This window comes from Geothrix oryzae, assembly GCF_030295385.1.
Classification (GTDB): domain Bacteria; phylum Acidobacteriota; class Holophagae; order Holophagales; family Holophagaceae; genus Geothrix; species Geothrix oryzae.
In genome coordinates this window covers 1,724,556-1,736,622 of sequence record NZ_AP027079.1, presented here as the reverse complement: position 1 = coordinate 1,736,622, position 12,067 = coordinate 1,724,556, and the positions used below count along the sequence as shown (strand labels likewise).

General features: G+C 68.4%; 9 protein-coding genes. 7 read left to right on the top strand and 2 right to left on the bottom strand.

All coding sequences use genetic code 11. The features are described 5' to 3' along the window. Position 1 precedes the first annotated feature (1 nt). Both trxB and kdsB read right to left on the bottom strand, forming a co-directional pair. On the bottom strand, positions 2-970 hold the full coding sequence (trxB, locus tag QUD34_RS07955; RefSeq protein ID WP_286353156.1) for a thioredoxin-disulfide reductase: 969 nt from the start codon (positions 968-970) through the stop codon (positions 2-4). Between the two features lie 63 nt (positions 971-1,033). Further along, positions 1,034-1,819: a 3-deoxy-manno-octulosonate cytidylyltransferase gene (kdsB, locus tag QUD34_RS07950; RefSeq protein WP_286353155.1), complete on the bottom strand. Its 786-nt coding sequence runs from the start codon at positions 1,817-1,819 to the stop codon at positions 1,034-1,036. Positions 1,820-1,942: 123 nt separating this feature from the next. On the opposite strand from kdsB, the gene QUD34_RS07945 reads away from it, so the two are divergent. From QUD34_RS07945 to QUD34_RS07915, 7 genes are read left to right on the top strand one after another with little or no spacing between them, the layout of a single operon-like run. Next, positions 1,943-3,973, top strand: a complete 2,031-nt coding sequence (locus QUD34_RS07945; RefSeq protein ID WP_286353154.1) for a chemotaxis protein CheA — start codon at positions 1,943-1,945, stop codon at positions 3,971-3,973. After that, on the top strand, positions 3,966-4,397 hold the full coding sequence (locus tag QUD34_RS07940; RefSeq protein WP_286353153.1) for a chemotaxis protein CheW: 432 nt from the start codon (positions 3,966-3,968) through the stop codon (positions 4,395-4,397). The genes QUD34_RS07945 and QUD34_RS07940 overlap by 8 nt, the downstream gene beginning before the upstream one ends. Before the next feature lie 40 nt (positions 4,398-4,437). Beyond that, complete coding sequence (locus QUD34_RS07935; RefSeq protein ID WP_309568501.1) at positions 4,438-5,469, top strand: beta-ketoacyl-ACP synthase III; 1,032 nt, start codon at positions 4,438-4,440, stop codon at positions 5,467-5,469. Between the two features lie 16 nt (positions 5,470-5,485). Next, positions 5,486-6,016, top strand: coding sequence for an RsmD family RNA methyltransferase (locus tag QUD34_RS07930; RefSeq protein ID WP_286353151.1), 531 nt, complete (start codon positions 5,486-5,488; stop codon positions 6,014-6,016). Between the two features lie 37 nt (positions 6,017-6,053). Next, a complete protein-coding gene (locus QUD34_RS07925) occupies positions 6,054-8,525 on the top strand; it encodes a methyl-accepting chemotaxis protein (RefSeq protein ID WP_286353150.1) in 2,472 nt (823 codons plus the stop codon). A gap of 57 nt (positions 8,526-8,582) precedes the next feature. Beyond that, positions 8,583-10,253, top strand: a complete 1,671-nt coding sequence (locus tag QUD34_RS07920; protein ID WP_286353149.1) for a sensor histidine kinase — start codon at positions 8,583-8,585, stop codon at positions 10,251-10,253. Beyond that, positions 10,250-12,064 (top strand): response regulator, encoded by a 1,815-nt coding sequence (locus QUD34_RS07915; protein ID WP_286353148.1) that lies wholly within the window; start codon positions 10,250-10,252, stop codon positions 12,062-12,064. Before QUD34_RS07920 ends, QUD34_RS07915 begins: the two co-directional genes overlap by 4 nt. The last annotated feature ends 3 nt before the right edge of the window (positions 12,065-12,067 follow it).

Sequence of the window (12,067 nt, the reverse complement as noted above, 5' to 3'; positions counted from 1 at the left end):
TTCACTCGGCCAAACCCTGCTCGACCAGCCAGCGTTCGGCGTCGATGGCGGCCATGCAGCCGCTGCCGGCGGCCGTGATGGCCTGGCGGTAGACATGGTCCTGCACATCGCCGCAGGCGAAGACGCCGGGGATGGAGGTGCGGCTGGAGCCCTTCTCCACCTGGAGGTAGCCGGTCTCATCCATGGGCAGCTGGCCCGCGAAGAGGCCGGTGTTGGGTTGGTGTCCGATGGCCACGAAGAGCCCTTCGACCGGGAGTTCGGACTCGGCGCCGTTCGCGGTGTCCTTGAGCTTCAGGGCGCGGATCTTCTCCACCTTCTCGCCCATGGGCGTCTCGTGGGTGGCCGTGACCACATCCAGCACGGTCTGGTTCCAGTGGGGCTGGATCTTCTCGTTCTTGAGGGCGCGGTCCTGCATGGCCTTGGAGGCGCGGAGCTTGTCCCGGCGGTGGATGAGGTGGACTTTGGTGGCGAACTTGGTGAGGAAGGTGGCCTCCTCGATGGCCGTATCACCGCCACCGACCACGGCGATCTCCTTGCCGCGGAAGAAGAAACCGTCGCAGGTGGCGCAGGCGCTGACGCCGCCGCCGGAGCGGGAGAGGGCCTCGTCCTTGCCGATGCCCAGCCACTTGGCGGAGGCACCCGTGGCGATGATCACGGCATCGGCCGTGTAGTCCCCCTTGTCGGTGGTGAGCTTGAAGGGGCGGCTCTGGAGGTCGGCCTTCAGCACGGTCTCGGACTTGATGGTGGTGCCGAACCGGAGGACCTGCTCGCGCATCTCGTCCATCAGGGCCGGACCGGCGATGCCCTGGCGGAAGCCGGGGAAGTTCTCGACTTCGGTGGTGATGGTGAGCTGGCCACCGGGCTGGGCGCCTTCGAACACCAGGGGGGCGAGGTTGGCGCGGGAGGCGTAGAGGGCGGCGGTGTAGCCGGCGGGGCCGGTTCCGACGACGACGACTTTATGGTGGCTCACAGGCTTCTCCTGGCAAGGAACGGGCACGCGTCCCGGCTTTCGAGTCTAGCGCGTCTGGACCGGCTAGCGCGCGAGGCCCCGCTCCCGGAGCAGGGCTTCCACGGCGGCCACATCGCTGAGGACATCCACGCCCAGGCTCAGGAAAGGCGTCTGGGCCACGCCGATGGGGATGCCGGCGGCCAGGGCCCGGAGCTGCTCCAGCATCTCCAGCTGCTCGAGGGGGTGGGGCGGCAGGGCCGTGAAGGCCCGCAGGGCGTCGGGCCGGTAGGCGTAGAGCCCCAGGTGCCGCTTGAAGTGGCGCAGCTGGTCCGGCTTCAGCCAGGGCCGGAAGTCCGCCTCGAAGATCGAGGAATGGCGCAGGTAGGGAATGGGGCTGCGGCTGAAGTAGAGGGCCCGCTGGCGGTCGTCCACCACCACCTTCACTGCATTGGGGTTGAACAGGTCGTCCGCGTGGGCGAAGGGGCAGGCGGCGGTGCCCATGGGCAGGTCCGGCTGGGCGCGCATGAGGGCCACCACTGCGGCGACGGTGTCGGGGTGCATGGCGGGCTCGTCGCCCTGGATGTTCAGCACGCAATCGAAGGGCTCGCCGAGGGCCTCCAGGGCCGCCGCCGTGCGGTCCGTGCCGGAGGGCAGGGCAGGGTCCGTCATCACGGCCTCCCCCCCGAAGCCGCGCACGGCCGCCGCGATGCGGTCGTCATCCGTGGCCACCACCACCCGGTCCACCCCGGCGGCCCGCTGGGCGGCCTCGAAAACCCACTGGATCATGGGCTTCCCGGCGATGGGGGCCAGGGGCTTCCCGGGGAACCGGGAGGCCTGGAAGCGGGAGGGGAGAACGGCGAGGGTGCGCATCCGGACAGTATCGGATGGTCGCGGACCGGGATCACGAGAAGATCCGGGAAGGCGGATCGGGCCATCCCGACCAGATTCCAGATTCGGCGGCCCGGTGCCGAATCGGGGTGTCAGGAGTTGCGTTTGGATCCATCCTTCGACGATGTCTGGGCAGAGTGGGAGGACCTGTTCGCGCAGGCCCGGAAGACCCTCGGTACGCTGAAGACCCCCCAGCCGCCGCATGTGGTGCAGACCTCGGTCAATGCCCTGTTCCGGACGACCCACACGCTCAAGGGCATGGCCGGGATGCTGGGTTTCCCAAGCTTCAGCCGGGCCGCCCATCGCATGGAAGACATTTTCGACCTGATGCGCAAGGGCCGCCTCCGGTCCACGGATTCCCTGATCGAGACGCTCGAATCGGGCATCCAGGCCCTGGAGTCCGGCCTGGCCGGGCTCCGGCGCGGGCGGCCGGAGCCCGAGGACTACCTGCGCGGGCTCCGGCGGCAGCTGGGTGAACTGGAGGCCCTGGCGCGCCCCTCGGAAGGCGGGACCCAGGATCTGACCTCCCTGCTGGACCTGCCGCCCGAGGTCCTGAAGGGCCTGTCGGACTATGAGCGCACCCGGGTGACGGCCGTGCTGCTGGCCGGTACGCCGATCCACAGCCTCGCCGTCTGCCTGGACTTCGCCACCTTCGACGAGCGCCTGCGGGCGCTGAGCGAGGCGGCGGCGGCCAGCGGCGAGCTCATTTCCACGCTGCCCTGGGAGGTGCCGGAAGGAAGGGAGGGGCTGGCCTTCCTGCTGCTGGTCGCCGCGCCCTCCGTCGAGGACCAGGCCCTGGGCATCCCGGCCGAGGAGTTCATCGGCACCCGGCGGCTGGCCGACCCCGAGCGGGTGCCGGCCAGCGTCCGGGCCGCCGCAGCCGCTCCGGCCCCGGAACCTCCGCCCGTCGAATCGGGGCCGGAGCCGATGCCCTCGGCGCCCCCGATCCCGGACATGGAGGTGCTGAGGCTCCCGGCGCAGCGGGTGGAGGCCCTGGAGGCCCGCCTCATGGAGGTGGCGCAGCTGCGGGATTCCGTCAGCCAGATCATGCGCCAGGGCAGCGGCGCGGATCGGGAGCGTCCCCTGGGGATCATGGGGGAAATGGAGGCCGGGCTCCTGGAAGTCCAGAAATCCCTGCTCCAGATGCGCATGGTGAAGGTGGAGAGCCTCTTCTCCCGCATCGAGCCCATGGTGAAGACCCTCAGCCGGGATACGGGCAAGCCCGTCCGGCTGGCCTTCTATGGCGGGGATCTCGAGCTGGAGCGCAACCTGCTCGGACGCCTCACGGAACCCTTCCTGCACCTGATCCGCAATTCCCTCGACCACGGCCTGGAGACCCCTTCGGAGCGGGCGGCCCAGGGCAAGAGCGAAAGCGGGTCCCTGAGGATCTCGGCCTCCCAGCGGGGGCGGAACCTGCGCTTCGACCTCCGGGACGACGGACGCGGCTTCGACCTGGCCCGCATCGAGGCTCGCGGCATCGCCATGGGGCTGCTCAAGGAGGGGCAGGTCCACACCCCCGAGCGCCTGCACCGCCTGACCCTCGAGCCGGGGTTCTCCACCCAGGAGCAGGCCTCGGAGATCTCGGGCCGCGGCGTCGGGATGGATGTGGTCCGGGCCGAGATCGAGGGCCTGGGCGGGGAGATCCAGATCTCCAGCGAGCCCAGACGCGGCAGCCTGGTCCGCCTGACCCTCCCGCTATCCCGTGCCGTGATCAGCTGCCTGAAGGTCCGCAGCGGCGGGCAGACCTTTGGGATCCCGCTGGGCAGCGTGGTCCGCGTCCAGGCCAGCCCAGTCCCCCTCCACGGGGGCGACCGGGTGGAGGTGCTGGGCATGAAGCTGCCGATGGAATCCCTGCAGGCCTGTCTGGCCCAGCCCGAGCCCTCCACGGGCCAGCGCCTCGTGGTGGTGCTCCGCCAGCAGGGCGCCTCCTCCGCCAACGGGGTGGAGATCGCCCTGGGGGTGGACGAAGTGGCTGGCCGCACGGAGCTCCTGCTGCGCAGCCTGCCGGAACTGGCCCATGCCCAGGGGATCATGGGCGGCAGCCTCCAGGGCGAGGGCATCTTGTGGGTGCTGGACCCGGAGGCCGTCATGGGCTTGGCCATGGATTCCCTCATGCGGCGGGTGGCCCGTGTCTGAGCACTCCTCCCTTCTCCATGTCCGGGCCGCGGGCCGGGACATGCTGCTCTCCGTCGCCGACCTCTGGGAGGTGGTGGCCCCGGCGCCCGTGACCCGGCTCCCCGGTGGCCCCCCGGGCATCCAGGGCGTGGTGATCCACCAGGGCGAATTCCTGCCCGTGCTGGCCTGGAAGGACCTTCCGGACTGCGCCGAGGCCGGCGGAGACATCACGGCGGTGGCGGTCTTCCGGCGGAGGCTGGGCGTGCCCCTCGAGCGGCTGTTCGGAACGCTGGACCCCCCGGAGGAGGGCTGGCGTTCCTCGTCCGAGGAGGATCCCTGCAGCGCCTTCACCGCCGGGGTGTGCAGCCTGGAGGGACGCGACCTGCCCTTGCTGGATGTGGATCGGCTGCTGGCGCTGCTGCACCGCCTCCGCGCCGAGCGCTGACGGGCACTGACAGGCGCTGACGAGCGGGGCCGTCCGTGCGATGATGGCTGTTTCGTCATCGGAGGCTCCTTTGAACCGTCGCCTTGCCGCCCCCGTTGGAATCACTGCTACTGGGCAATGTTTTCCCCCAAGGGTGGTCACCAACGACGATCTCTCCAAGATCATGGAGACCAACGACGAGTGGATCCGGACCCGCACCGGCATCCGGGAACGCCGCTGGGTGGAGCCTGGCACCGGCGCCTCGCAGCTGGGGGCCCCGGCCCTCCAGATGGCCCTGGACAACCGCGGCATCAAGGCCACGGAACTGGATCTGATCCTGGTCACCACCGTGACCCCCGACACCCTGTTCCCGGCCACGGCCTGTCGCATCCAGGACATGGTGGGCGCGACCAATGCTTTCGGCTTTGACCTGAACGCCGCCTGCTCGGGCTTCCTCTACGCCCTCACCACGGCCTCCAGCCTCGTGGCCGCGGGTGGCGTCCGCCGGGTGGGCGTGGTGGGCGTGGACATCATGTCCACCATCATCAACCTGGAGGATCGGGCTACCTCCGTGCTGTTCGGTGATGGCGCGGGCGCCGTCATCGTCGAGCGGGTGGAGGAGGGCCTGGGCATCCTCGACTTCGAGCACAAGGTGGACGGCTCGGGCGGCTGTTTCCTCTACATGCCCGCCGGCGGTTCCCTGAAGCCCGCCTCGGCCGAGACCGTGGCCGCGAAGGAGCACTACATCCACCAGGCCGGGAGCGAGGTCTTCAAGAACGCCGTACGCGAGATGGCCGACAACAGCAGGCTGCTGATGGACCGGAACGGCTTCCGCGGCGACGAGCTCAAGCTCTTCGTCCCGCACCAGGCCAACATCCGCATCATGGATGCCGCCGCCAAGCGGCTGGAGCTGGATCCCGCCCGCATGATGGTGAACATCGACCGCTACGCCAACACCACCACGGCGACCATCCCCACGGCCCTGCATCAGGCGGTGGAGGAGAAGCGCGTGGCCAAGGGCGACCTGGTGGTGCTGTCGGCCTTCGGCGCCGGCTTCACCTGGGGTTCGACGCTCCTGCGCTGGGCCTACTGAGCCGGCGCCCGGGGCCGTGCGGATCATCGCCGGAACCCTGAAGGGGCGACGCCTGACGGCCCCGCCGCCGGTCGACCTGCGCGTGCGGCCCACCTCGGACCGGGCGCGGGAGGCGCTGTTCTCCATCCTCCAGCGGTGGCCGTCCGGCCCCTTCCTGGATCTCTGTGCGGGGACCGGGGCCGTGGGCCTGGAAGCCCATTCCCGAGGCTATGCGCCCGTCACCTGCGTGGAAGCCGCCGATCCTGGCTGGTCCTGCCTGCTCCGCAATGCCGGAGGTACCGAGGTCAAACCGCTGCGGACGGACCTTCAGCGCCTTCCGGAGGCCGCTTTCACCGGGCAGGCCGTGATTTTCCTGGATCCGCCCTACGATCAGGCCTCGGCCCTCTGGGGTCGGATGGCAGGCCGGTTGAGGGGCTGGATGGCCCCGGACGGGGTCCTGGTCTTTGAAACGGACCGGCAGACCATGTTGGAATTACAGACAGGGTGGGCTCTGGCCGAAACACGCGAGTATGGTGCGGCACGATTCCATCTCTGGACCCCGGCCTGAGCTCAGGACGGAGACCCCCGTTCAGCTCAGTGCCTCCGTGCGCGCGCTGGTCGTCACCCGACTGCGCCTGGCCACCGGGCTCATCTGGTTCCTCGGGTTCACCATCGGGCTCCTGTTCCTCTTCGCCTCGCTTCCGGACTTCCGGTTCTCCCTCCTGGGAGGGGTCGGGGCCCTGGGGCTGCTCGCCCTGGCCATCGGGGGGTCCTATCTCCAGATCGAGCACCTCCGCCGGTCCCTTGCCGACGGGCCCCTCAGCCCCGAGCTCTACCGCCCGCTGACCCGGTTCCCCCAGACCTCGTCCCTGCTGTTCTTCTACCTCGCGGCCTGCATCAGCGTGGGCGCCTACCTGTGGGTGAAGCTCTACCTCGGACAGAGCATCTGGGTCAGCTTCCTCATCATGCTGATGTTCGTGGTGATGGCCGCCCTGGCGGCCATCAGCCAGTATTTCCTCGCCAAGCAGAACCTGATGAAGGTCTACCAGCTGCTGGCGCGGGAGCCCGGGTTCAACGAATCGCTGGCGCGGTTCTCCACCAGCCTGCGGGCCAAGTTCGGCTTCGGCATCATGGCGATGACGGGCGGGGTGGTCCTCCTGTCCATCCTGGTGTCCGGCCTTACTCTCCAGTCTTCCATCCGAACCAAAGTCACCAGTTACGCAAAAAACGAGCTGGTGAACCTAGCCGATTCCGTGGCCTTCGTCCAGGAGATGAACACCACCCCCGAGGATCTCCAGGCCTTCCTGGGAACCCTGAAGCTGGGCGCGGGCGGGGGCGTGTCCCTCCGGTTGCCGGCCAGCCGGGGCGGCGCCGTGCTCGGCTCCCGCACCCGCATCGCCGGCGCCGGCGACATTCTGGTGGTCCAGCCCCTGCCGGACGGGTCCGAGCTGAGGGCCGTGATTCCCGAGGCCGAGTATGCCGACGCGGTCTGGAAGGCCCTGCGGCCCAACCTCGCCATCCTCGTGCTGTCCTCCATCTTCCTGATCTACTTCATCCAGCTGATCCTGCGCGATGTCCAGCAGCCGCTGCTGCTGCTGAGCCGCAACGCCCGACAGGTGGGCGAAGGCCACATCGACAGCCTGGAGGCGGTGTACAGCGACGACGAGGTGGCGGCCCTCAGCCAGGGCTTCGGCCGCATGGTCGGCAGCCTCCGGGGCATGGTGGTGCAGATCCGCTCGGCAAGTCGGGATCTGGCCAAGGCCTCCAGCGCCATCCGGGAGTCCGCGGACGGCGTCCGCCAGTCCAGCCACGGCCAGCGCGAGCTCATCGAATCCTTCCACCAGGAGATCAACGAGCTGACGGATACCTCCATCAGCATCAGCGCCAGTTCGATGGAGCTCAGCCTGGCCTCCGAAAGCACCAACGCCACCATCGTGGAGATGGCCGCCAGCGTGCAGCAGATCAACCAGAGCATGGACGAGCTGCTGATGGTGGTGGAGGGCATCACCTCGGCCATCCGCGACTTCGACAGCGCCATCAAGAATGTGGGCAAGAATGTGGACCACCTCGCGGGCCACGCCATCCACACCAAGGAGTTCGCCGAAAACCTGGAGCAGAGCACCTCCGCCATCGACGACAGCGTGAAGATCGCCCAGCGCTACACCAAGAAGGTGATCCACAACGCCGCCCGCGGCATGGAGCTGGTGGGACGGAACCGGGAGAAGATCCAGGTCATCGAGCGGGTCGTCCAGGACTTCCACGGCACCACGCGGACCCTGCTGCAGCTCGGGGCCGACATCGCCAAGATCCTCGACTACATTGGAGACCACGCGCAGCAGACCAACCTGCTGGCGCTCAACGCGGCCATCATCGCCTCCCAGGGCGATGCGGGCGGGGACGGGCAGGCCAAGGGCTTCTCGGTGGTGGCGGACGAGATCAAGCAGCTGGCTGAGCAGACGGGCCGCTCCACCCAGGAGATCCAGCAGATCATCGGCACCCTCCAGGCCGAGATCCGGAAGGCCTACCAGCAGGTGGAACTGGGGCTCGACGCCGTCCGGGACGGGGCGGAGTCCGTGGGGCAGAGCGAGGAGGCCCTGCAGGCCATCCTGGAGTCCATCAGCGAGACCGACAGCGTGGTGGAGAGCATCCTCAACGAGACCCTGCAGCAGGCGGGCCAGGCTTCGCTCATCCACGAGGCCAACCGCAACATCCACAACCAGGTGGAAACCATCCGCTCGGTCATCGCCGAACAGCAGCAGACCAGCAACTACATCCTCTCCCTGGCCATGAATGTCCAGCAGGCCACCAGCGTGGTGCGCGACTCCACCAAGGAGCAGAGCACCGGCAGCGACGAGATCGCCCGGGCCACAGAGCAGGTCCGCGCCCTCGCCAGCAGCCTCCACGAGATCCTGGCGCGGCAGGAGGACCATGTCCTGTCGCTGAAGGAGACCATGAACCGGGTGCTGGGCAAGGCCGTGGAGAGCGAGCGCGCCATCGAGGCCTCCAGCGGGGCGGTGGAGCAGCTGGGCGTGCAGGTCCACATGCTCAACCGGGAAGTGAACATCTTCAAGTTATAGCGGGATGGAGCCAGGCAGCCGGGCTGCTAGGCTGGAGCCGATCCCGGACGCCCCTTCATGTACCGTCTCTCCATCAAGACCAAGCTGAGCGCAGTCATCAGCACCCTGGTCCTCTCGTTCATCGCCTTCAACCTGCTGTACTACCCGCGCTGGGTGGAGCAGCAGATCCGAATCCAGGCGGAACTGAGCGCCCGCCAGGTGGCCGAGACCGCCAGCTATGCCCTGAGCCCGGCGGTGAGCACGGGCAACACCCGGGACATCGCCAGGGTGCTCCAGGGCGTCCAGAACATCCCCTCCTTCCGGTTCAGCGCCGTCTACGGGGCCGGAGGGGAGGCCCTGGACAGCACGCCCACGACGCCCGACTGGGTCATGGGGCAGATGCTCAAGGATGGCGTGTCCCAGACCTACACCCGCGGCGAGAGCAACATGCTCGTGGTCGTGGCCCCGGTCTTCTACGAGGAGCCGCGGGCCGACCAGGTCGGCAGCCTGGTCATCGGCTTCACCACCGAAGGGACCCAGCGCGCCGTGCGGGAGAACATCCGGGCCAGCCTCGCGGTGGGCCTGGTGACGCTGGTGGTGGGCATCGGCGTCGCCGTCTTCCTGTCGAACCGCTACCTCCGTCCCGTGATCCAGCTGACGGAGGCGGCCCAGAAGGTGGCCCAGGGGAATTTCGAGACCGTTTCGGTGAAGGTCTCCACCCGGGACGAAATCCAGGATCTGAGCCAGTCCTTCGAGGTGATGACCGACAAGCTCCGGGTCTCCCGGGACGAGATCGAGCGGCAGAACCGGCTGCTGGAATACCGGGTCCAGGAACGCACACGGCAGCTCATGGAGACCATCTGGGAACTGGAGGAGATCCGGGCCAACCTCGAACGCCTGGTCCAGGAGCGCACCCGCGGTCTGGAGCAGAGCCAGGAGGAGCTCCGCGCCTGGGCCAGCACGCTGGAGGAGAAGGTCCAGGAGAAGACCCAGGAATTGCGGGAACTGAACGACAGCCTGCTGACCAGCTACCAGCGGTTGAAGGAAGTCGACCGGCTGAAGGATGAGTTCCTGGCGAACATGAGCCATGAACTCCGCACCCCGCTGAATTCCATCATCGGGTTCTCGGGGATGCTGATGCAGGATCCGGAGGGCCGCCTGAGCCGGGAAGGGAAGGAGGATCTCCAGATCATCTACCAGAACGGCCGCTCGCTCCTGGGGCTCATCGATTCCATCCTCGACCTTTCGAAGATCGAGGCGGGCAAGATGGAGCTGGAACTGGAGGAGGTGGATCCCTTGCTGCTGCTGGACGAAGTGAAGGCCATGGCGGCGGGCCTCATCCAGGACCGCCCCATCAGCCTCGTGTACCAGCGGCCCCAGGGTGCAGCCTGCGTCATGGGCGACCGGAACCGCCTCCGGCAGGTATTCACGAACCTCGTGGGCAACGCCATCAAGTTCACGGAGGCCGGGTCGGTGCGCATCTCCGCGGTCCTTGGCGCCGGGTCGCTCCAGATCAGCATCGAGGACACGGGCATCGGCATGACCACCGCGGAATTGGAGCGCCTCTTCAAGCCCTTCCAGCAGGTGGACGGCAGCATCACCCGGCGTTTCGGCGGCACGGGCCTGGGGTTGGCCATCAGCCAGCGGTTCATGGGGCTCATGAACGGCCAGATCCGCGTGACCAGCCGCAAGGGCGAGGGCAGCACCTTCGTCGTGGAGATGCCGCTGTGCGGGGAGGCCTCCGCATGACCGCCTCGCTCAAGATCCTCTGCATCGAGGACAACGCCATGAATTGGCGGCTGGTGCAGCGGCTGCTCTCCCAGGCGGGGTACGACATGCATTGGGCCGAAGACGGCCTCAAGGGCTTCGAGGCGGCCTCCCGGCTCAAACCCGCCCTGATCCTGCTGGACATCAACCTGCCGGGGCTGTCGGGTTTCGAGGTCGCCACCAAGCTCCGGCAGAACGCCGATCTGAAGGACACCGTGATCGTCGCGCTCACGGCCAAGACCATGCGGAGCGACCGCGAAACCGCGCTGGTGACGGGATGCGACGGGTTCATTTCCAAGCCCATCGATCCCTTCCTCTTCGTGGGGCAGGTGGAGTCCTACCTTGGCGGCCAGCGGGACCGCCTGGAGCAGGGGCGGGAAGGCGAGGCCCTGCGGCAGTTCAGCCAGAAGGTCGTCGCGCACCTGGAGGCCCAGCTGCGGGAAGCCCAGGAGGGCAACCAGAAGCTCCTGGAGGCGCAGGGCGCCCTGGAGCAGCGCAGCAACCACCTGTCCCGGCTGCTGTCCCTCAGCAAGGAGATCATCCCCGTGCGGGATGCCGGCGAGATCCTGACCCGGGTGCTGGGACAGTTCCGCGAGGAGCTGCAGCTCGACCGCCTGAGCGCCTATCGCCTCCATCCGAGCGGCGCCTATTTCCAGGGACTGGTCTGGGGACCCGCCGGGTTCCAGGACACGGCGGTGCTGCCTCTGGACCACCCGCTCGTGACCAAGGCCGAGACCCTTCCTTCGGGGGGCGTGCTCATCGATGCGGATCTCCGGCAGACCGCCGCCTGGGAACAGGGCATCGAGCTGCAGCTGTGGAATCCCCGGGCCCAGGCGTTCCTGCTCCCCCTCCGCAGCCGCTCCGGGGAAGACCGCCTCTGGGGGTTCCTCGCCGCGGATCGCGCCGACCGGCCCTATCAGCCTTTCGAAACCGAGCTGGCCGCCCTGTATGCCGGCACCCTGCAGGTGAGCCTTGAGAACGCCGAGCTGATCGCCCATCTCGACGAGACCAGCCAGGCCCTGGGCACCAGCTACGAAGGCCTGGAATCCGCCTACGAGGCCCTGAAGGAGGCTCAGCGGGCCCTGGGCGCCCAGGACCGGAAGGCCACCCTGGGCGGACTTTTCCTGCAGATGGCCCAGCGCCTCCAGGTTCCGGTCCAGACCCTGAAGACGGAGAGCCAGGCCCTGTCCCTATCCATCGACCAGGAAGGGGCGCTGCCCCCTCTTGAAGCCCGGCAGGCCTGCCACCGGGCCATGGAACAGATCCATCGGGCCACCGCGCAAGTGGACAGCCTGGTCCGGGCCCTCCTCCGCCGGGCGGGCCAGGGGGAAGCCAGCGCCCCCGAATGGATTCATCTGCATGACCTGCTGAACCAGGAGCTGGAGTTCCTCCAGGCCGACGGAACGCTTTCGGAGGCCCATCCCCTCGAGCTCAACCTGCAGGCCCCCCGGGATCTCATCTACGGCGTCTATACGGATTTCTCCGAAATCCTGGGGCACCTCCTGGCCCATGCCCGCCAGGGCGAACCCGGCCGGATCCAGATCCGCTCCTGGGGAGGGAACCGCCACTTCCGGCTGGAACTCGAAGATGAGGGCGGGACCATCTCCCGGGAGCGGGTCGACCAGGCCTTCGAGCCCTTCTCGCAGCTGCGGCCCGCGGAACCCGGCCCGGCCCGGCAGCCGGGGACGGAGCTCCCCCATTGCGCGCAGCTGCTGAACGCCTATGGGGGCACCGCCCACCTGGCGGCCACGGAGCGGGGGACCGTCGTGAGGATCAGCCTTCCGATGGAGTGAGCC

What these genes read in the sequence shown, in the direction of transcription:
- QUD34_RS07920 (WP_286353149.1), top strand. Translation starts at nt 8,583, where the DNA reads ATGTACCGTCTCTCCATCAAGACCAAGCTGAGCGCAGTCATCAGCACC.
- kdsB (WP_286353155.1), bottom strand. Translation starts at nt 1,819, where the DNA reads ATGCGCACCCTCGCCGTTCTCCCCTCCCGCTTCCAGGCCTCCCGGTTC.
- QUD34_RS07935 (WP_309568501.1), top strand. Translation starts at nt 4,438, where the DNA reads ATGATGGCTGTTTCGTCATCGGAGGCTCCTTTGAACCGTCGCCTTGCC.
- QUD34_RS07915 (WP_286353148.1), top strand. Translation starts at nt 10,250, where the DNA reads ATGACCGCCTCGCTCAAGATCCTCTGCATCGAGGACAACGCCATGAAT.